13 protein-coding genes are annotated in these 20789 nt (G+C 69.1%); 7 read left to right on the top strand and 6 right to left on the bottom strand.

Annotated features, from left to right (window positions below):
- The first annotated feature begins 59 nt into the window (after window positions 1–59).
- Window positions 60–1139: a tellurite resistance/C4-dicarboxylate transporter family protein gene (locus FPZ11_RS08915; RefSeq protein WP_246846606.1), complete on the top strand. Its 1080-nt coding sequence runs from the start codon at window positions 60–62 to the stop codon at window positions 1137–1139.
- On the opposite strand, the gene FPZ11_RS08910 is transcribed toward FPZ11_RS08915, so the two are convergent.
- Together FPZ11_RS08910 and FPZ11_RS08905 are read right to left on the bottom strand one after the other, a co-directional pair.
- Window positions 1111–4374, bottom strand: a complete 3264-nt coding sequence (locus tag FPZ11_RS08910; RefSeq protein ID WP_146320148.1) for a discoidin domain-containing protein — start codon at window positions 4372–4374, stop codon at window positions 1111–1113. The two genes, FPZ11_RS08915 and FPZ11_RS08910, sit on opposite strands and share 29 nt — an antisense overlap.
- 376 nt (window positions 4375–4750) lie before the next feature.
- Complete coding sequence (locus tag FPZ11_RS08905; RefSeq protein ID WP_168203772.1) at window positions 4751–5767, bottom strand: LacI family DNA-binding transcriptional regulator; 1017 nt, start codon at window positions 5765–5767, stop codon at window positions 4751–4753.
- A gap of 257 nt (window positions 5768–6024) precedes the next feature.
- On the opposite strand from FPZ11_RS08905, the gene FPZ11_RS08900 reads away from it, so the two are divergent.
- Window positions 6025–7824 carry a glycoside hydrolase family 35 protein gene (locus tag FPZ11_RS08900; RefSeq protein ID WP_146320146.1) on the top strand — a complete coding sequence of 600 codons (1800 nt, stop codon included), beginning with the start codon at window positions 6025–6027 and terminating at the stop codon, window positions 7822–7824.
- A 3-nt stretch (window positions 7825–7827) separates the two neighbouring features.
- Here the strand turns inward: FPZ11_RS08900 and FPZ11_RS08895 are convergent, their stop codons facing one another.
- Entirely contained in the window at window positions 7828–8190 is a 363-nt protein-coding gene (locus FPZ11_RS08895) for an MGMT family protein (protein ID WP_146320144.1), read from the bottom strand.
- Between the two features lie 5 nt (window positions 8191–8195).
- Complete coding sequence (locus FPZ11_RS08890) at window positions 8196–8645, bottom strand: GNAT family N-acetyltransferase (protein WP_146320143.1); 450 nt, start codon at window positions 8643–8645, stop codon at window positions 8196–8198.
- Window positions 8646–8693: 48 nt separating this feature from the next.
- Between FPZ11_RS08890 and FPZ11_RS08885 the strand changes: the two genes are divergently transcribed.
- The 4 genes from FPZ11_RS08885 to FPZ11_RS08870 all read left to right on the top strand — a co-directional run bounded on the left by FPZ11_RS08885 (window position 8694) and on the right by FPZ11_RS08870 (window position 16449).
- The gene (locus tag FPZ11_RS08885; RefSeq protein ID WP_146320141.1) at window positions 8694–9470 is read left to right on the top strand and encodes a GntR family transcriptional regulator; all 777 of its coding nucleotides are present in this window, start codon (window positions 8694–8696) and stop codon (window positions 9468–9470) included.
- A gap of 159 nt (window positions 9471–9629) precedes the next feature.
- Window positions 9630–11780 (top strand): alkaline phosphatase family protein, encoded by a 2151-nt coding sequence (locus FPZ11_RS08880; RefSeq protein ID WP_146320139.1) that lies wholly within the window; start codon window positions 9630–9632, stop codon window positions 11778–11780.
- A 56-nt stretch (window positions 11781–11836) separates the two neighbouring features.
- Window positions 11837–15121, top strand: coding sequence for a LamG-like jellyroll fold domain-containing protein (locus tag FPZ11_RS08875; protein WP_146320137.1), 3285 nt, complete (start codon window positions 11837–11839; stop codon window positions 15119–15121).
- A gap of 233 nt (window positions 15122–15354) precedes the next feature.
- A complete protein-coding gene (locus tag FPZ11_RS08870; protein WP_168203771.1) occupies window positions 15355–16449 on the top strand; it encodes an alpha/beta hydrolase in 1095 nt (364 codons plus the stop codon).
- A gap of 7 nt (window positions 16450–16456) precedes the next feature.
- Here the strand turns inward: FPZ11_RS08870 and FPZ11_RS08865 are convergent, their stop codons facing one another.
- Together FPZ11_RS08865 and FPZ11_RS08860 are read right to left on the bottom strand one after the other, a co-directional pair.
- On the bottom strand, window positions 16457–18658 hold the full coding sequence (locus FPZ11_RS08865; RefSeq protein WP_146320133.1) for an NADP-dependent isocitrate dehydrogenase: 2202 nt from the start codon (window positions 18656–18658) through the stop codon (window positions 16457–16459).
- Between the two features lie 188 nt (window positions 18659–18846).
- On the bottom strand, window positions 18847–19272 hold the full coding sequence (locus FPZ11_RS08860; protein WP_146320131.1) for a hypothetical protein: 426 nt from the start codon (window positions 19270–19272) through the stop codon (window positions 18847–18849).
- A 261-nt stretch (window positions 19273–19533) separates the two neighbouring features.
- Between FPZ11_RS08860 and FPZ11_RS08855 the strand changes: the two genes are divergently transcribed.
- Window positions 19534–20772 (top strand): ROK family transcriptional regulator, encoded by a 1239-nt coding sequence (locus FPZ11_RS08855; RefSeq protein WP_246846605.1) that lies wholly within the window; start codon window positions 19534–19536, stop codon window positions 20770–20772.
- Window positions 20773–20789: the final 17 nt, after the last annotated feature.

Raw genomic sequence — 20789 nt, 5'->3', positions numbered from 1 at the left:
GACGGCTGCCGAGCGTGCCGACTTGCCGCGCACCAGGCGACACGACCTAGTCTTGCCACGTGACGCAGGGACTCGCGGAGCGCGTGCTGGCGGGCGTGCGCGTGCTGCCGCCCGGGTATTTCGCGCTCGTGATGGCCACCGGCATCCTGTCGGTCGGGCTGCACGCCGAGGGGTTCCTCGTCGCTTCCGAGGCGCTGCTGGTGATCGCGGCGATCGCCTATCTGCTGCTCGTCGTGCTCAACGTGTGGCGCATCGTCGCCTACCCGCGCGAGGTGGTGCACGACTTCAGGTCGCCGCAGGTGGCGTTCTTCTTCTACACGTTCGTCGCGGGCACGAACGTGCTCGGCACCCGCCTCGCCGTCGATGGCGACACGCTGCCTGCCGCCGTGCTGCTCGGCCTGTCGTGTCTCGTCTGGCTCGTGCTCGGCTATGCGGTGCCGTGGGCGGTCATCCTCGACCGACGCGGCAAAGAGACGTTGAGCGGCATGAACGGAGCCTGGTTCGTCTGGGCCGTCGCCTGCCAATCCGTCGCCGTACTGTCGGCCACGCTGGAGCCGGAGCTGCCGCCGCTGCGCGCCTTCCTCTCCATCATCGCCTTCGCGTCGTGGAGCGTCGGCATCATCCTCTACGCCATCATCGGCATCACCGTCGTGGTGCGGCTGCTCGTGTACGGCATCACGCCGGAGGGCATGGGCCCGCCGTACTGGGTGGCCATGGGCGCCGCCTCCATCACCGTGCTCGCGGGGTCGCACGTGGTGGAGATGAAGGCGACCGCCATGACCGCGGTGACCACGAGCCTGGCGGCCGGGGGATCCGTGGTGTTCTGGTCGTTCGCCACCTGGCTCATCCCGGTGCTCGTCGCCGTCGGATGGTGGCGGCACGTGACGCACAAGGTGCCGCTGCGCTACGAGCCCGCGTTGTGGAGCATCGTGTTCCCGCTCGGCATGTACGCCGTGTGCGGCATCAACCTCGGAGAGGCGGATGCCCTCCCCGTCGTGGCCTGGACGGGCCGCATCTTCTTGTGGCTGGCTCTCGCCGCCTGGCTGGTCGTGTTCATCGCGACGTGCGTGCACCTCGTGCGGAGCATGAGGCGCACGCACGTCGACGACATCAGCCGCGCGCCCGTCGACGGCGCGTGACGAGCACGCTCGCCGCGCCCGCGGCGAGCAGCAGCAGGGCGATCGCGATCGGCGACCAGAGGTCGCTTCCGGTGCTCGCCAGGCTGCCGGAGCCCGACCCGCCGGCCGCGGCCGAGGCTGCGCTGACCGTGATGGCCCTGGTGGCGACGACCTCGCCATTGACTGATGCCTGCAGCTGGTGGGCGCCAGCGGCGAAGTCCGCAGGAACCGTCGCGGTCAGCGAGCCGTCGCCGGAGGCATCCGTCTTCAGCGTGCCCAGCTTCAGCGGGGACGAGTGCAGCACCAGCGTCACCGGGGTGTCGGCGGGGAAGCCGTGCGCCTTCACGGTCAGTGCGGTGCCCGCCTTGACCGTCGACGGGGCGTCGAGCGACGGTGTCGTCGTTACGGGGGTGGTTCCGCCGCTCATGAACTCGGCGAGGCTCAGCGTCTGCGCGGCGACCGACGTCACGGCGCCGTTCGTCGTGGACTTCGCGTCCCAGCTGCGCCCCGGGGTCGTCGCCGCCGAGTCGTCGCCGACTCCCAGCACCAGACCGCTGTAGCGGTTGACGAGGCGCACCGACCCGGTGGCGTCACCCGTCTTGGCCGAGGTGTTCGGCAGCACGAACCACTGCTGTCCGACGCCTGCGTCGCCCTTGTCCGTGAGGGTGAGGGCGGTGCCCCATGCTCGGGTGGCCGGCTTCGACGACGCGACGCCGAGCAGTGCTCCTGCCTGGTCGGAGATGGTGTACGCGCCGTCACCCGTCGCGGCGAAAGTCCATGCGCCGTTCGCCTTGTCCGAGGTCGTGGCCGAGGAGACCGACGTGCCGTCGGCGTTCACAGTGAGCACGTGCTTGTCGCCGTTCGCGATGGAGTACAGCTTCGACGTGTCGACCGCGTCGGCCGGCGAGTCGCCGTCGATCGTGATGTTGGCGAACTCGGCGTACGACCCGTTCATGCAGCCGAACGAGCAGTACGAGCGGAAGCTCTTGCCCACGACCGCCGTGTTCGTCTTGTTCGCGGGGTCGAGGAACCAGCGGTACCACGATGCGGTCTGGTAGTCCTTGCCCGTGTCGCCGAGCTTGAACCACTTCTGAGTCGCGAGGTTCTTCGTCGCGTAGAACTCCTGCGGCGCGGTGCCCGACTGGTCGGGGTTCTGCGGTTCGCCGATGTAGAGACCGAGATAGGCGTCATAGGTGACGTCCATCACGAACAGGGGCGACGTCGCCGGCATCTGACCGTTCTTGATCTGCTGCGATGCGGAGCCTGCCGTGTTCGGGTTGTACTCCTTGTCGGGTGCGGTGTATCCCGTCGGGGAGTCGTCGGTGACGGGAGTCATGTTGCTCTCCTTGCCGCCGATGCCCGGCTGCGTCCAGGTGCCGTCGTACCACTTCTCCCAGGAGCCGGTGGCCATCTTGTCGGCGATCGGCGCACGGGCGACGTGCTCGTAGAACGCGACCCAGCCGCCGTTCTTGTTCACGACCCGCGAGCCGTAGAACGCGTAGAAGTACCCGGAGGCGTAGTCCACGTAGAGTCGCGGATCGCCGTCGCCGTAGTAGTAGGTCTGCTGCGGGAACGCGTCGGTGTCACCGCGCGTGGTGCTGTACGGCGAGGTGATCGCGTGACCGGGGATCGTCCAGGTCTTGCCCTGGTCGGTCGAGACCGCGTAGTCGATCGCGTCGTAGTGCAGGCCGTCGCCGAACGGCTGGGGCGTGAACTCGTTGTGCACGAGGCCGTACCAGTCACCGGAATCGGGGTCGACCCACATCTGGGTGATGTCGCAGTAGTTCGGCTGGGTGTAGCTGGAACCCGACGGCGCCTTCGTCGACTCCTTGCCGGTCGGGCTCGAGTTGCAGAAGTTCGTGGTGTCGGGGTTCGTTCCCGAGGCGTTCAGGGCCTGGTCGGGCTTCGCGGTGTCGAGGTTCGTGCCGGTGTACCAGTTCCACTGCCTGATGTCGCCGTTGCTGCCATCGGACTCGTTGTAGTAGTTGGCGTGCGACTCACCGAAGTAGAACGTGCCGTCCTTGTCGATGAACGGGCTCGCCGGGGTGTCGTCCGGGTAGTTCCAGTCGTTCGTGGTGACGGAGTCGGTGGTCACCGTGTATGGACCGGTCTGCGGCGGTGTGGTGGTCACCGGCGTCGTGTCGGAGTCGGTCGAGTAGACGACGAGTTCCGAGGCCGACGCGTTGGCGGAGCCGTTCACCGAGCTGTCGGCCTCGAACCGCACGTAGCGCGCCTTGACCGGCTTCGAGAACGTCACGTACTGGATCTGCGTGTTGCTCGTCGGCTGCTGGAAGGTGGCGGTGCCCGACAGCGTCCAGCCGGATGCCGTCGGATCCTTCGCGACTGTCGCGTCGTCGGTGGTGTACACCTTGGCGTCGGCGATCGGACCGTTGCCCTGCACCTTCACCGAGTAGCCGAGGCCGGTCAGGTCGAACGACCCGCCGACATCGAAGGTGATCCAGTGCGGATACGGAGCGGAGTCCGGCGACCACTCGCTCGCCCACTGCGTCCCGGCGTTCTGATCGAATGCCGATGCCGCGGAACCGTCGCCGGAGTCGTTCTGCTGGGAGTCTTCGCCGACGACGCTGTACTGCGCGTTCGTGATCGGCTTGCCCGCCGGCTGACCGGCGACGGAGTCGGTGGAGTAGACGACGATCTCGGAAGCCGAGGCGTTGGCCGAACCGTTGACGGCGTCGAGCACCTTGAACTCGACGTACCGCGCGGTGACGGGCTTCGAGAACGTCACGTACTGGATCTGCGTGTTGCTCGTCGGCTGCTGGAACGTGGCGGTGCCCGCCTCGACCCATCCGCTGCTGGTGCCGTCCTTTGCCACGGAGGCGTCATCGGTCGTGAGCACCTCCACGTCCTTGGCAGGGCCGTTGCCCTGCACCTTGACCGAGTAGCCGAGCCCGGTCAGGGTATGCTCCGCTCCGATGTCGAAGGTGAGGTAGTGCGGCATCGGGTCGGGGTCGCCGCCGTTGTAGTCCGACGCCCACTGCGTGCTGTAGTCGCCGTCGAAGGCTCCCGCGGCGGTGCCGTCGAGCGACGGCGGTGCCGGGTAAGGGGCCGACTGCGAGTCGACGTCGAGCAGCGTGTACTGCGTGTCGGGAATGGCGTTTCCCGCCGGGGCCGTGGTGTCCGCGTGAGCGGGGGTCACGGCACCGAGCGAGAGTGTCGCCGCGACGACCGCGAGCGTGATGCCGCCCGAGACGGCCGCACGACGCCGGTGCGGATGAGTGGGACTGGGGAGGGCCATGGATCTTCCTCGCTACTTCGTCGGGGCAATGGAGAGCAGGTACACACTAAACCGAAGTTATCGATAACACCAGACCAAATCCCTGCAGGGATGTTTGTGGCAGCGCCACACGGTATCGCTAACACTCAGGAGGCCGGCGCGCTCGTCCATCTCGCCGGCGCCACTCGCAGGGCTGACTCAGACAGAGGGAGTCAGAGACTCATCGCCGTCGCGCGCACGCCGGCGATGACCGGGGAAGTGGTCGGTTTGTGCCGCAACCGTGCACTTTTCAGGCCGGAGGCGGACTGCACGGCCACAGAACGGCCGTGCAGGCGGCGTCGACCTGAAATCGGTACGTGCGCCAGGAGGCGCGACCCGGTCAGGAGGTGCGAACCCGTCAGGCGGGAGCCGACGTGCTCGAGCGCACGATGAGCGACGGCTCGATCGTCTCGGTCTGCGCGGCGGACGACGGATTTTCGATCGCGGCGATGAGCCGCTCCACGGCGCGCTCGCCGATCGACTCGAACGGCTGGGCGACGGTCGTCAGCGACGGCGAGCAGTACTCGGCGAGCGGGATGTCGTCGACACCCACCACGGAGACGTCCTCCGGCACGCGTTTGCCGAGCTCGTGCAGGGCGCGGATCACGCCGAAGGCCATCTCGTCGCTGGCGACGAACACCGCAGTCACGTCGGGGATACGACCCACGATGAGTCCGTTCTGGTATCCGGATGCCGGCGACCAGTCGCCCTGCAGCGCCGGTGGCACGAAACGCCCCTGCTCCTCCAGCGCCTCGCGCCAGCCCTTCGTGCGTCCGCCCACCTCGAGCCAGCTCTCCGGCCCGCTCACGTGCCAGACGGTCTCGTGCCCGAGCGAGAGCAGGTGCTCGGTGGCGAGACGCGCCGCCATGGTCTGGTCGACGGTGACCACGTGCGTGGAGGGCGTGCGCGAGCCGTCGGTGCACACGGTGGGGATGGTGCGCGTGAGGTCCTCGATGCCCTTGTTCACCTGCACGAGGGGAAGGGCGAGGATGATCCCCTCCACGTTGTGCTCCGAGAGCCGGGTCATCGCGTCCTGGATGGCCGTCGAGTCGAGCGACGACACGGTGACGGCGCTCACGGAGTACCCGGCCCGGTGGGCGGCGTGCTCGACGCCCACCGTCACGGCTGACCGCGAGTAGAACATCGTCTCGAACACGACGATGCCGAGCGTGCGGCTGCGCCCGGAGGAGAGCATCCGAGCCGCGTCGTTCTTGCGGTAGCCGAGTTCCTCGACCGCGGCGAGCACTTTGGCCCTGGTGTGCTCCCGCACGTTCGGGTGGCCGCTCAGCGTGCGCGAGACGGTCTGCGCCGACACCCCGGCGAGCCGGGCGACGTCGGCCATTCCCGGCCGGTGCGCGTTGGGGTTCTCGTCCATGCTCGCCTTTCGTCGCTGATCGCGCTGACGTCGTGGGTTATCGATATCGACGAGGGATGCCGTCGGTGCGGCCGCGTCGCGGTCATGTTCGCCGCTGCCAGCCCTGGCAACGATGGTAGAGGATGTCTGATCGGCACGACAGGCGACACCCCTCATCGCGGGGCAGCCTTGCATGAGGCTCAAATGATATGGATATCAACCTATGCCATGATGATCGTCATGCCCCTGCACATGACGCCCGTTCGCGGTGCCGCCCGATGACGATCGACCTGATTCCGACGACGCGTTCGCTGTCATTCCACGAGGGGCGGCTGCTCAGGGACGGGGTGGAGCACCGCGTTCTCTCCGGATCGCTGCACTACTTCCGCGTGCACCCGCAACACTGGAGTGACCGGCTGACGCGACTCGCCGCGATGGGGTTGAACACCGTCGACACCTACGTGCCGTGGAACTTCCACCGCCCGCGTAGTGGCGAGCCCGCACGATTCGACGGCTGGCGCGACGTGGAACGTTTCGTGTCGCTCGCCGGTGAGGCCGGACTCGATGTGATCGTTCGACCCGGGCCCTACATCTGCGCCGAATGGGACAACGGCGGGCTGCCCGCGTGGGTGACCGGCATGCCCGGCATGCAGGTGCGCTCGTCGCATCCCGCCTACCTCGACGCTGTCACGGAGTGGTTCGACGAGCTGATCCCGCGGCTCGTGGCGCTCGAACGCGGGGCGGGTGGTCCGATCGTGGCGTTCCAGGTGGAGAACGAGTACGGCAGCTACGCCGACGACGACGGTTACCTGCGCTGGGTGCACGAGGCGCTGTTGTCGCGCGGCGTCACCGAGCTGCTCTACACCGCCGACGGGCCGACACAGCTCATGCAGGACGCCGGGAGCATCCCCGGGGTGCTCGCCACCGCGACGCTGGGCTCGAAGCCGACGGAGGCGCGCGAACTGCTGAGGTCGCGCCGCGACGGCGAGCCGTTCGTGGTCGCCGAGTTCTGGAACGGCTGGTTCGACCACTGGGGAGAGGCGCACCACACGCGCTCGGCGCAGAGTGCGGCGAGCACGGTGGAGGAGATCCTGGATGCCGGTGGCTCGGTGAGCATCTACATGGCGCACGGCGGCACCAACTTCGGCCTCTCGGCCGGGGCCAATCACGACGGACGGCGGCTGCAGCCCACGATCACCAGCTACGACTCCGACGCGCCCGTCGCGGAGAACGGCGGGCTCACGCCGAAGTTCCACGCCTTGCGCGCACGGCTGCTCGGGCAGGATGCCCCGCCGCTCGACGCGAGCATCGTCGCGCAGCCCGAGACGCTGCCGGCCCGCACCCTGGCCGTCACGAGACGGGGTGCGCTGCTGGCCGCAGCACGCGCGGCATCCGGTGTGCACGGCCTTCGGCCGCCGACCTTCGAGCAGCTCGACCAGCCGTCGGGACTCGTGCTCTACCGCACCGAAGTGCTGCTGCCGGCCGGTGAGCACGTGCTCGCGCTGCACGGCGTGCACGACCGCGCCATCGTGCATCTCGACGGCGAACGCATCGGCGTCGTCGAACACGGCGAAGCCGAGATCGCGATCGCGGGGCCGAGGCGGGTCGCAGGCCTCGAGGTGCTCGTGGAGAACCAGGGCCGCATCAACTACGGGCCGATGCTGGGAGAGGGCAAGGGAATCCTCGGCCACGTGCAGCTCGACCGGCGACTCGTGCTGGGTTGGGAGGCCGTCGGCCTGCCCATCGACACGTGGAACGCCGCGACGCTCGCGGCGGCACGCGACGCGGGGGCGTCGGGCGAGAGCGGCTTCGCCACCGCCGTTCTGCGCGTCGACGAGCCGGCGGACGCCTTTCTCGCCTTTCCCGGCTTCGGCAAGGGCTTCGTCTGGATCGGCGACTTTCTGCTCGGCCGCTATTGGGGAATCGGGCCGCAGCAGACGCTGTATGTGCCTGGCCCCCTGCTCGAGCGGGGAGACAACCTCCTCACCGTGCTCGAGCTCGACGCGTTCGGCGACGCGATCGAGGTGCGCGAGGCACCGGAGCTCGGGCCGACCGAGGAGTACATCGAGGAGTTCTGAGGGTCAGGCGAGCTCGGGGGACCAGCGGGCGGCCGTGAGGTCGATGCGATATTCGGTGGCGGCATCCTCACGGCTCGCCCGCTCGGCGCTCATGCCGCGCAACGGTGTGCCCTCGTCGAGATAGTGCTCGAGCGCTCTTCCCTCGTGGCAGGCCGGCGGTGCGCCGGACGCGCGGATGACGCGCCACCACGGCACGTCATCGCCGTATCTGGCCATGACCTGCCCCACGACGCGTGCGCCGCGCGAGCCCAGCACGGCGGCGACCTGCCCGTACGTCATGACGTGGCCGGAAGGGATGTCGGCCACCACCTCGAGCACGGCCTCGACGAAACCCTCTGACGGGCCCGGCCGTCGGCCGCCTGGCATGGGGGTCAGAGGTCCATCGCGCCGATGACTTCGCCGTACTGCGTCTCGCCGATCGCGCTGAAGCCGGCGCGCAGGAAGAACTCCTGCGGTCCGAGCTCGCCGAGCTCCCAGATGACGTAGAGGCGGTCGATGCCGCGCCGACGGGCTTCGTCCGCGAGGGCGTTCACGGCGAAGCTGCCGATGCCGCGGCCCTGGTCTTCGGCGTCGACGTTGATGCGCCAGAGGATGGAGCGGAACTCATCGTCGGCATCCTGGTCGAAGCTGCCCATCACGAAGCCCACGACCTCGTCGCCGTCGACGACGACGCGCTGCCAGGTCATGCTGGGGTCGTTGACCGCTGCGGCCGCCGAGTACGAGACCGGGGTGATGAACTGCTCCTGACCGGGCTTCAGCGTCAGGGCGTTCGCCGCCGAGATGTTCGCGGCGGACAGTTCCTCGAGTCGCAGCTCAGCCATGCAGACAGAGTATCCTGGCCCCCCGACGCACCGATAGTGGAGGTGGGGATGCTCGGGCCGCGCAAGGCCGATCCATCGCCGGATGACAGCCCGCCGCCGACATCCGTTCCCGCCTCCCGGCGGCTCGCCGACGACTTGCGTCACCGAGTGCTCGACGGCGACTTCGGCGCGGCCGGGCGGCTGCCCTCCGAGACGTCGCTCGCGCTCGAGTACGGCGTGACAAGGGCGAGGATGCGCGGTGCGCTCGCACAGCTGGCCAGGCAGTCCCTCATCGTCTCGCGACCGCGAGAGGGCTGGCACGTGCGCGCGGGACATCGCACGCAGGACTTCGAGCGCATGCTCTCGTTCGCGCAGTGGGCCTCGGCGGGCGGACGCCAGGCGGGCGGTCGCATCACGGGCAGGCAGCGACGTGCGGCGGATGCCAGGGAGGCTCGCCTGCTCGGCATGCGCCTCGGTGAACCGCTCAGCCGTTTCACGAGAGTGCGCACTCTCGACGGGCGGGTGGTGATGGTCGAGCGCTCCACCTGGGCGCCGTGGCTCGCGAACGTGATCGACGCGATGCCCGACGACGTGGCATCCACCACCTCGGCGCTCGCGGATGCCGGCATCCACGTGTCGTCGGGCACGCACCGCATCGAGGCCGTCGCGGCCTCGAGCGACGACGCCGAGCTGCTCGGCGTTCGGCGGTCCAGCCCCTTGCTGCAGGTCACGAGGATCACCACGACGAGCGACGGCCGCATCGTCGAGCTCGGTGTCGACCGCTACCGCGCCGGCGTCATCGCGTTCGAGGTCGCGGCGGGGGAGAGCGTCCGAACGCTCAGTTGAGCGGGCGCGTGCGCCCGGAGTCGCCCAGTGTGCACAGTCGGCGCACGGATCGCGCCGATCCGGCGCGTCGGAGACGCGTGGACCGCTCGCGTTCACCGCCTGTTCGCCCGGCTTTGCTCGGCTGACTGCCGTCACCAGACCTTCGAGCCGAGGAACACGATGTCGAGCGAGCCCACCCCCTTCACCCCCGATCCCTACGAGCGCACGAGGACCGTGCCGGACTCCGTGCTGAAGTCGGGTCTCTCACGCCGCGGGATGCTCCAGGCGATGGGCCTGCTCGGCGGGGCGATGGCGCTCGGCGGGGCGCAGGCCGCCATGGCACGGCCTGCGTCGGCGCGTGCCGCCGCCGCAGCGCTCCCCGACGGGTTCAAGGGCGACATCAGCGACGTGAAGCACGTGGTCATCCTCATTCAGGAGAACCGTGCGTTCGACCACTACTACGGCGCGCTGCCCGGTGTGCGCGGGTTCGACGACAAGCAGGCGCTGCGGTTCCCGAACGGCACCGACGTGTTCTCGCAGCCGAACGGCACCGCCGTGGTCAAGCCCACGCGGGTGACGACAGTGGCGGGCACCACGACGGGCCTCGACCACTCCTACTCGGGCGGACTGTCGGCATGGTCGACAGGCAGGTACAACAACTGGGTCGGCTCGAAGGGCGCCGCCACGATGCAGTACGTGACGGGCGAGGAGATCCCGTGGCAGTGGTCGTTGGCCAGCGCCTACACCATCTGCGACAACTGGCACTGCTCCCTGATGGGACCGACCACGCCGAACCGCCTGTACCACTGGACCGGCACGTCGAACGGTGTGACCGACAACGGCGGCGAGTCCAACGGCACGCGCACCTGGCAGACGTACCCCGAGGTGCTGCAGGCCGCCGGCGTCTCGTGGCGCACCTACGTCGACAACAGCAACAACGGCAGCAGCTGGGTGGGCGACTACACCGACAACCCCATCCGCGGGTTCGCCGCCTTCACGACCTCGGGCTCCACGGCCACCGACGTCGCCAACCGGGCGGATGCCGTCAAGAACGCGCCGGGCACCGGTCTCGTCTGGCGGGCCGGATCCGAGCCGTACGCCGCCAGCGGGGCCGCCAACAACGACAGCGACGCCAACCTGGATGCCGTGCTCGCCGACTTCATCGCGGCCTGCCAGCCGCAAGCAGAGCACCCGCTGCCGCAGGTCTCGTGGATCGTCGCGCCGTACGGGTGGTGCGAGCATCCCTCCGCCAACCCCGAGCACGGTGCGCACTTCAGCAACAAGGTCATCCAGACGCTGCAGTCCAACGAGGAGCTGTGGAAGAGCACGTTGCTGATCATGACGTTCGACGAGAACGACGGATACTTCGACCACGTGCTTCCGCCGTACGCGGAGGCGGGCACGGCAGGCGAGTACTCGGGCAGCACGCCGCTGGGGTACGGGGCGCGCGTGCCAGGCATCCTCGTCTCTCCGTGGACACGCGGCGGCTGGGTCAGCACCGAGACGTTCGACCACACGTCGATCATCCGCTTCTTGGAGAACTGGACGACCGCCATCGGAACCCCGGCGCTGAGCACGACGATCACGCCGTGGCGCCGAGGCATCAGCGGCGACCTCACGAGCGCGATGGACTTCGCGCACCCGGTGTTCGACACGCCATCGCTGCCCGACACCGAGGCGCTGGTGCAGATCGCCCGCGCGGGAGGCACGATCGGCACCCAGGTGCCCGCCGCCGACAAGTGGGAGGGCGGAACGCTCCAGCACCGTCCGTTGTCCTACCACCCGCACGGCACGTTCGCCGAAGACCGCGCGAGCGGCACGGTGACGGCGAACCTCAGTCTGGTCGGCGGACCCGACGGCAAGGCCGTCAGCCTGCAGGCGTTCCCCGACGCGTACCAGACGTTCTCCAACACACCGCACACCGTGTCGGCGACCAACCCGGCCGCCTATTCGTGGGACGCCACGGCGTACGACGGCAGGTACGCCTTCACCGTCTATGGTCCGGACGGGTTCGTGCGCTCGCACCACGGAACGGTGCTGCCCGCCGGCCAGAACAACGCTGGCGTCCCGCGCGTCGACGTGGATCTCGCAACAGGCACCACGCCGACGGTGCAGCTGGCGCTGCACAACGACGGCCTTCAGCAGGTGCGCTACGTCGTGACCGCGAACGACTTCGAGGGCGGGACGAAGACCGTCTGGGTGCTCCCGGGGCAGACCGTGCGGCTCACCTGGCCGACCAGCGAGGGCTACTACGACATCGCCATCACGGCCGACACCGGCACCGGGTGGCAGCACAGGTATGCGGGCCGCATCGCTCAGCTCTCGGCCTGACCCTGGCATCCTCTCCCTTCCCTCGAACGCACCAGTCACGTCAGCCGGAGATCCCCATGGAATCGTCATCCCCCTCGCCCGACGCGCGTCGCGGCCCCTTCGAATCGTTCGCCGTGCGGCTCAGGTTCCTCATGGCAGGCGCGATCGCACTCGTGCTGATCATCGCGGGCATCAGCCTCGGCTGGGCGCAGTCGGCCGCGGCCGCGACCGCCTACGATCCGGGCGACGCGGTGAAGCCCGTCGCGTCGTACACCTTCGACGGTGACAGCGGCACGACCGTCGTCGACTCGTCGGGCAACGGTCACAACGCCACCTGGGTCAACGGAGTCGCCGGGGGAGGCGTCACTCCCTCGTACACCACGGGCATCTCGGGCAACGCCGCCCACGTGAGCGGCAACAAGAACGTCATCCAGCTGCCGCTGGTCGCGGGCACGACGGATGGCAGTGGCAGTTTCTCGTTCGAGTTCTGGTACTTCCAGAACTCCACCAGCAGCGATGCCGCCGTGTTCGCGAGCGCGAACACGGCCTCGTGCAACAACCCGGGGTTCAGCTACTACAACACCTCGGCGAGCAACTCCACGCTGAAGGCGTGCTGGGGACTGACCCCCGGTGGAACGAAGGAGTACCTCGCCGCGACGACCGGACCGACCAACGGAGCGTGGCACTATCTGGCGGCCGTCGTCGATCGCGGCGCAGGCACGGTCACCACGTACGAGGACGGCACGGCCGTCGACACGTCGAGCTCGATCGGCGCGTCGTCCGCGCTGGCCAAATACGCCTTCACCCTCGGTTCGGAGGGCAGCCTCACCGACACCGGCGACGGTTCGGTCGACGCGCTGTTCGACGACGTGAACTTCTACGACGCGCCGATCACGGCATCCCAGATCGCGGCCGACTACGCCGCGACCAAGCCTGCGACGGGGGCCTCGTACAACGTCGTCTTCGACGGCAACGGGGCGACGGGCGGTGCGACCGCGACCGAGAAGCTGACGACGGGCCTCGCCGCCGGGCTCACGGCGAACGGCTTCACGCGCGCGGGCTACGGCTTCGGCGGCTGGGCGACGAGCCCGAGCGGCCCGATCGCCTTCACCGACGGACAGAGCGTGAAGGACCTCACCTCGACCGACGGAGGCACGGTCACCCTGTACGCGGTCTGGAACCGCATGCGGGCTGCGGGCGACACCGTCGCCCCGATCATCTCCTACGACTTCGAGAACGATTCCGGTTCGACGGTCGTCGACGACTCGGGCAGCGGCTACAACGCAACCTGGTCGGGAACGCCCTCGTACGCAACGGGCGTGTCAGGCAAGTCCGCCTACGTGAACTCGCCCGACGGATCGAAGCAGGGCGTGAACCACATCACGCTGCCGCTCATCGCGGGACGCACCGACGGGTCGGCCGACTTCTCCTACACGTTCTGGCTCAAGGAGGCGTCGTCGAGCTCCGACTCCCCGATCGTCTCCAACCAGGACTTCACGCACTGCTACGACAAGGGCACGACGCTCTACAACACGTCGGGGAGCCCCGGCGTGCTGCGGGCGTGCTTCGGCCAGAACGGCACGTCGACGTCGCAGAACTACCTGCCGAACGTGAGCACCGACTCCGTGATCGGCAGCTGGCATCAGCTGGCCGTGGTGGTCGACAGGTCGGCGGGCACGATGACCACCTACCTCGACGGGCAGCAGAGCGCGAAGAGCACGGCGCTCACGAGCGCGTTCACCCTGACCAGCGGCTATCCGTTCCGCATCGGCTCCGACGGCTCGACGACCGACACCGTCGACGGCTTCGTCAACGCCGACATCGACGACTTCGACTTCTACGACCAGGCGATCAGCGCCGCCCAGGTGCAGAACGACTACTCGGCGACGGCGCCTCCGCCCACCGTCGTGGTCGACGGCTCGAGCGTGCAGAAGGGCTTCGTCTCCGACACGTTCCGAGCCCCGCAGGTGCGAGCCGGCGGCACCGTCGCCCAGCCGCTGAAGGCGCTCTTCAACGGGGGAGCCGCGACATTCTCGAAGGTGTCCGGCGATGAGTGGCTCGACGTCAGCGCCGACGGGGTCGTGAGCGGAACGGCCCCGAGCGCGGCACAGCAGAACCCTGGGACGATCCAGGTGAAGGCGACGGACGGCACGACCACCTCGACCATCACCGTGGAGGTGCCGGTGATCGGTGCGAGGGATGCAGCGCAGCTCGCGACGACCACCTGGAATCTCTGGGACGCGGGCTCGCACACCAGCGATGCGACGTTGAAAGACCTGGCGGTGATCGCAGCCGACGGCCTCGACGTCATCGGCGTGCAGTCCGACGGCGGTCAGGTCGCGACCCAGCTCGCCGCTGCCCTCGGCTGGTACGGCTACGAGGGAGCATCCGGGGTCGGCATCGTCTCGGCCTACCCGTTGTCGGTCGCCGACGCGGTGACCGGTTCCGACGCGGCGCCTGCCACGGCGGTCACGGCTCACGTGCTCGGCACCGACGTGCGGGTGTGGAGCGTGGGGCTCGACGGCGGAGCCTACGGGCCGGATGCCGTCTGCAGCGCGGGCGGGACGGCATTCGCCGCCATCGACGCGGAGAAGGCGACGACGCGCTACGCGCAGGCACAGGCCGTGGTCTCCGAGCTGAAGGACGACGTGAAGCACGCGGGAGACGTGCCCGTCGTCGTGCTCGGCGACCTCCAGTCGCCGTCGGGCGCCGACTGGACGGCCGCGACGTCGTCGTCGCACTGCGACGCGGGGGCCGTGGCCTGGCCCGTACCGGCACTCTTCGCCTCCACAGGGCTGAAGGACTCCTATCGCGTCGCGCACGCCGACCCGGTGACCGACGCGGGCGCGACGTGGCCGCTGTATGGCTCGACGGACTCTGCGGCGTCCGGCGCCCGCGCTGCGCAAGCGGCGGGTTCCGACTCTCAGGAGCGCGTCGACTACGTCGACTACGCAGGCGCACAGCTGAAGGTGCTCGGCTCCAACACTCTCGTGGCCGGGTGGCCGTCGGCGAAGGCCGTCGTCACGCAGGCCTGGACGAGCGACCACCGCGCGGTGGTGACCACGTTCGGCCTGGCCGCCTCGTCTGACGACGGCGGTTCGGGCGGCAGCACCGACACCCCGGGCGGTACGGACGGGGGCGGCACGACCACGCCCGGTGCCGGCGGCGGCACGGGCGCCACGACACCGGTGCCTCAGCCGAGCGGCGCGGCGAACGTCCCTGTCGCGCAGGACGCGGCATCCGGGCTCGCCACGACCGGGTCCGACGTCTGGCTCGCGCTGCTCGTCGGAGGCGTCGCGCTCCTGATCGGAACGGGTCTGGTCGGGGCCAGGATGCTCGTGCGCGCCCGCCGCGCCGACTGACCGGCCGGCGGAGCGGGTCGGCGTCGCTGCTGTCGCGACGCCGACCTTTCCGCAAGCTGTGCGACGCCTCAGAAGGCACGAAGTCGACACGGCGGGAACGCAGGTCTCCGTCGATAGCCTCGGAGGGCCGGGGCGTGGTGTGCCGGCACCAGGGACGAGGAGGAGCGCGGATGCTTGCCCGCAGTGTCGTCGGGCGTCACATGCGCCCTGAGCGGCCTCGCACGAGAGTGATCGTGACGGCGAGCATCGCGATGTTCGTCGTCGGCCTCGCCATCGGAGCAGCCGGCGGCTGGACGGTCGAGCATCACGGCGGAGCACGGCATGTGCTGGCGTCGATCGGTCGAGCTGCGGGGATCGCGGAGCCGGCGACGCCGACGGCCGCGCCGATCGCAGGCGCCGGCACGAGCATCCCCGCGACACAGCACGCGACTCGCACGTCGGTCGCCGCGAATCCCGCGCTCTACGCGTCGTGGGCGCCGCCCGCCGACGTACCGTCCACCGGGGTCCTGCTCGAGGAGCAGATACCCGGCACCGTCTCGCACTTCGCCGCGCGACCCGCTCTGGTCTATCTGCCGCCCGCCGCACTCGTCGCGCATCCGCCGGCGTTGCCGGTGGTCGTGCTGCTCTCCGGCCAGAGCCGCGATGCGTCGCCGGATGACCTCGAGCTCCAGGGCCATCTGAGCACGATGATGGATGCCATCGCGTCGACGAATCGCGGCCTGGCGCCCATCGTGGTCGTGCCGGACCAGCTCGAGACGGGCACGAACAACCCGATGTGCGTCGACGGCCCGCTCGGCAACAGTCGCACGTATCTCACCCGCGACGTGCCGAACTGGATCCGGGCCCACCTCGCCGTGCAGACCGCGGCGTCCGCGTGGACGATCGGCGGCTTCTCGCAGGGCGGAACGTGCGCCATCCAGCTCGGAGCGGGGCTGCCGAACCTGTTCGGCAACATCATCGACGTCTCCGGCGAGCTCGGGCCGACCCTCGGCACGGTCGACACGACGGTGCAGAAGGGGTTCCGTGGAGACTTCTCCGCCTACGAGGCGGCGCAGCCCGGTGCGGAGATGGCCGCACACGGGCGGTACTCCGGCGAACAGACGTACTTCACGGCGGCGCAGCTGGACACCGTCTACGGCCCCGCGATGCCCGTGGTGAGCGCCATGGCCGCGAAGGCGGGGATGAGCGTGACCACCATGGAGATTCCTCACGCACGGCACGACTGGGCCATGGCTTCCGGTGCGATCGCGTCGGGGCTGAGATGGCTGATGCCCCGGATAGGACTGCAGCCGCCGGAAAGAGCGCGGCTCTTCCGACGGCTGCAGTGAGGTTCGATCAGAGCGCGGCGAGCGCCTCGTTGAACGTGGCCGAGGGGCGCATCACGGCGCTCGCCTTGGCCGGGTCCGGCAGGTAGTAGCCGCCCACATCGGCGGGGGAGCCCTGTACGGCGATCAGCTCGTCGACGATCGTCTGCTCGTTCGCGGTGAGGGTCTCGGCGAGCGGGGCGAACGCTGCCGCCAGTGCCGCGTCATCCGTCTGCTTCGCGAGCTCCTGCGCCCAGTACAGGGCGAGGTAGAAGTGCGATCCGCGGTTGTCGATCGTGCCGAGCTTGCGGCCGGGGCTGCGGTCCTCGTCGAGGAACGTCGCCGTGGCGCGGTCGAGGGCGTCGGCGAGCACCTTCGCCGCTGCGTCGTCGGCGAAGTCGGCGTACTTCTCGAAGGCGGGCACCAGCGCGAAGAACTCGCCGAGCGAGTCCCAGCGCAGGTAGTTCTCGGCCAGCAGCTGCTGCACGTGCTTCGGCGCGGAGCCGCCAGCACCGGTCTCGAACAGGCCGCCGCCCGCGATCAGCGGAACGACCGACAGCATCTTGGCCGAGGTGCCGAGCTCGAGGATGGGGAACAGGTCGGTGTTGTAGTCGCGCAGCACGTTGCCGGTGACCGAGATGGTGTCTTCGCCCTTGCGCATGCGCTCCAGCGAGTACTCGGTGGCCAACTCGGGCGCGAGCACCTCGATGGTGAGACCCGTGGTGTCGCCGACCAGGTCGGCGTCGGCGAGGTACGTGCGCACCTTGGCGATGATCTGCGCGTCGTGGCCGCGGGTCTCGTCGAGCCAGAACACGGCGGGGGTGCCCGTGGCGCGGGCGCGGGCGACGGCGAGCTTCACCCAGTCGCGGACCGGGATGTCCTTGGTCTGGCATGCGCGCCAGATGTCGCCGGGCTCCGCCTCGTGCGACAGCAGCACGTCGCCGGCCCTGTTCAGCACCTTGACGGTGCCCGCGACCGGGATCTCGAACGTCTTGTTGTGCGAGCCGTACTCTTCGGCGGCCTGCGCCATGAGGCCCACATTGGCCACAGAACCGATCGTGGCGGGGTTCAGCGGGCCGTTCTTCTTCACGTCCTCGATCACGGTGGCGTAGACGCCGGCGTACGACGAGTCGGGGATGACCGCGAGCGTGTCGTCCTCGAGGCCCTCGCCGTCCCACAGCTTGCCGCCGTTGCGGATGAGCGCGGGCATCGACGCGTCGATGATGACGTCGGAGGGCACGTGCAGGTTCGTGATGCCCTTGTCGGAGTTGACGTACGAGAGGCGGGGGCCGGCGGCCAGGGCCGCATCGATCGCCTCGCGGATCTCGGCGCCGTTCGGGAGGGCATCCAGGCCGGCGAGGATCGCGCCGAGGCCGTCGTTCGCCTTGAGGCCGGCGGCGGCGAGCTCAGCGCCGTACTGCTCGAAGACGTCCTTGAAGTAGGCACGCACCACGTGGCCGAAGATGATCGGGTCGGAGACCTTCATCATGGTCGCCTTGAGGTGGGCGGAGAACAGCACGTCGTCGGCCTTCGCCGTGGCGAGGGCGTTCGCCAGGAACGCGTCGAGGTGGGATGCCGACAGCACCGTCGCGTCGACGATCTCGCCCTCCAGCACCGGCAGCGCCTCGAGCAGCACGTTCTGCTCGCGGTCGGCGGTCTCCAGCACGATCGTGAGCGTGTCGTCGGCCGCCATGGTCACCGACTTCTCGTTGCTCTTGAAGTCGTGCTCGCCCATGGTGGCGACCCGCGTCTTGGAGCCCTCGCCGAACGGCTTGTTGGTGTGCGGGTGCTTCTTGGCGTACGCCTTCACCGATTGGGGCGCGCGACGGTCGGAGTTGCCCTGACGGAGAACCGGGTTGACGACGGATCCGATCACCTTGAAGTACTTGGCCCTGATCTCCGCCTCTTCTTCGGTCGCGGGGGAGTCGGGGTAGTCGGGAACGTCGTAGCCCTTCTCCTGCAGCTCCTTGATCGCGGCCTTCAGCTGCGGGATGGAGGCGGAGATGTTCGGCAGCTTGACGATGTTGGCGGCCGGCGACTCCGTCAGCTCGCCGAGCTCCGCCAGAGCGTCGTCCGCGAGGTCGAACTGCGCGAGGATGCGACCGGCCACCGAGATGTCGCGGGTCTCGAACTCGACGCCCGCCTTCTTCGCGTACGCGGAGACGATCGGAAGGAAGGAATAGGTCGCCAGCAGCGGCGCCTCGTCTGTGTGGGTGTAGATGATCTTGGCCATCGCGCTCTGCACGCTCCTATCGGCGGAAATCGGCGGGAAATAATCTTGACGTCAAGATAAATTGTCTCGCTTCGACGATACCCGACGGGCGGCCGTGACCGAAACGCGCGATGGCCCCCGCGCGGTGCGCGGGGGCCATCGGCGGCTGCGTGTCAGTCGGGCGTCACCGTGTGGAGTCCGACCGTCTGCTACTTGCCGCCGCAGACCTTCGCCACGGCATCCGCGGCGTTCTGCAGTGCTGTGGCGTCGTCGGTGATGGCGCTCGCGTCGGCGGTCTGCGGGTCGTTCGCGTAGGCCTTGAAGTCGGTCGTGAACTTCTTGTAGGCGGTCGACATGCCCTCCGCCTTGGCCTTCACGCCCGGGTCGCCGATCTTCTTGACGGCGGCGTCGAACGTGTCTGCGGCCTTGTCCAGCTTCTCGGCGGCGGCCTTCGGGTCGCTCGTCGCGTTGGAGACGGCGGAGGAGGCCGAGCTCTCAAGGGTGTTGCCCGCCTTCGCCAGCGCGGCGCATCCTGCCGCCTTGCTGAGTCCCGCTGCTGCGCTGCAGCCGCTGAGGGCGCCCGTGGCGAGAACCGCGGCGATGGCGATGGTTGCGATACGGCGTCGAGTGTTCACTGTGTCCTTTCCCCCCCACCGGACCACCCGGCGGATTCTGGCGCCCGCCTTCGGGCCCAGAACACCCTATCGGTACACCGTGCACCGACTGTGGATGCACCGAGCGACGAAAACGTGAAAGTTCGCCGCTCGCCCCCTGCCCGCTGAGGGCTCAGGCGATCTCGTCGAGATCGCGAGAAGCCGGGAGTCTTCGCCGTCGCCGCGTCGCTCTGGCGATAGTCTCGACAGACGCGCCGGCCGGCGTGGCACGGGTATGACGGGATGACGATGCGTGCGGGAAGCAATCTTCCTGCCGTCGGGGGCTACAACCAGGCGGTGATCCTCGACGCGGTCCGACGTGCCACAGAGGGCGTCAGTCGCATCGAGGTCGCCACGAGCACCGGGCTGTCGGCGCAGACCGTGACGAACATCGTGCGCAGGCTCATCCACGACGGGCTCGTCATGGAGGCGGGCACCCGCGGCAACGGTGTCGGCAAACCGCGCACGATCCTGCGGCTGGAGCCCGGCGGACGATTCGCCGTCGGGGTGCACCTCGACCCGTCGGTGATCACTCTCGTGCTGTTGAACCTCGCAGGAGAGGTCGTCGCCCACCGCACGCTGAAGACGACGCCGGAGGCACGCGCCTCGCGCACCGTGGCGCGGATCGCGCGGGCGGTGTCCGAACTGGTCACGCGATCGGGAGTCGACGCCGAGCGGATCATGGGCGTCGGCATCGCGGCTCCCGGACCGATCGACACGGCGACCGGCGTGGTGCTCAATCCGCCCCTGCTGACCGGGTGGCACGACGTTCCCGTTCGTGACGAGCTCGCGGCAGCCCTCGGACTGCCGGTGATCCTGGAGAAAGACGTCACGGCGGCCGTCATCGCCGAGCTGTGGATGGACACGGCGGGCGAGCGCACCGACACGGCGTTCATGTACTGCGGCACCGGCATCGGCCTCGGCGTCATCTCCGGCGGGGAGGTGCTGCGCGGATTCTCCAACAACGCCGGTGATGTCGGCAGCATCATCGTCGGCGACATCTCGTCGGAGGTCGAGGGCGAGGACAGCACCAGCCGCGGGCGACTGGGCTGGGCGCTGTCGCCGCGCCTCATGGTCGACCATGCGATCGAAGACGGCGTCGTCGAGGGGGATGCCGCCACCATGACGATCGCGGAGGTCGCCGCCGCCTACGCGCAGATGCTGCGCTCGGACGACGATCCACGCGTGGCGCGCTTCGTGGATGCCGCGGTCACCGAGATCGCGCGCGCCATGCTGATCCTGGTGAATCTGCTCGACGTCGACCACGTCGTGTTCGGCGGCCCCTACTTCGCGCCGCTCAGCGAAGCCGTGCTCGGTCGCGTCCCCGACCTGGTGATGGGGTCGCCCCTGTACCGCCTGCCCCACGAGGTCACGTTCTCCGAGTCGACCATAGGCGAGGATGTCGCGGCCATCGGCGCCGCTTGTCTCGTGCTCGACGACATCCTGTCGCCTCGTCCGCAGGCGTTCCTCATCGGGCGCTGACGACGGCGCGGGCTCGG

This window comes from Humibacter ginsenosidimutans, from assembly GCF_007859675.1.
GTDB lineage: Bacteria > Actinomycetota > Actinomycetes > Actinomycetales > Microbacteriaceae > Humibacter > Humibacter ginsenosidimutans.
Note: the sequence above shows the minus strand (reverse complement) of the source record. Positions and strands in the feature narration are given on the sequence as shown.

Coding starts and splice junctions, on each gene's coding strand:
- FPZ11_RS08910 (WP_146320148.1), bottom strand. CDS start 4,374: ATGGCCCTCCCCAGTCCCACTCATCCGCACCGGCGTCGTGCGGCCGTC.
- FPZ11_RS08905 (WP_168203772.1), bottom strand. CDS start 5,767: ATGGACGAGAACCCCAACGCGCACCGGCCGGGAATGGCCGACGTCGCC.
- FPZ11_RS08900 (WP_146320146.1), top strand. CDS start 6,025: ATGACGATCGACCTGATTCCGACGACGCGTTCGCTGTCATTCCACGAG.
- FPZ11_RS08895 (WP_146320144.1), bottom strand. CDS start 8,190: ATGCCAGGCGGCCGACGGCCGGGCCCGTCAGAGGGTTTCGTCGAGGCC.
- FPZ11_RS08890 (WP_146320143.1), bottom strand. CDS start 8,645: ATGGCTGAGCTGCGACTCGAGGAACTGTCCGCCGCGAACATCTCGGCG.
- FPZ11_RS08885 (WP_146320141.1), top strand. CDS start 8,694: ATGCTCGGGCCGCGCAAGGCCGATCCATCGCCGGATGACAGCCCGCCG.
- FPZ11_RS08880 (WP_146320139.1), top strand. CDS start 9,630: ATGTCGAGCGAGCCCACCCCCTTCACCCCCGATCCCTACGAGCGCACG.
- FPZ11_RS08875 (WP_146320137.1), top strand. CDS start 11,837: ATGGAATCGTCATCCCCCTCGCCCGACGCGCGTCGCGGCCCCTTCGAA.
- FPZ11_RS08865 (WP_146320133.1), bottom strand. CDS start 18,658: ATGGCCAAGATCATCTACACCCACACAGACGAGGCGCCGCTGCTGGCG.
- FPZ11_RS08855 (WP_246846605.1), top strand. CDS start 19,534: ATGACGATGCGTGCGGGAAGCAATCTTCCTGCCGTCGGGGGCTACAAC.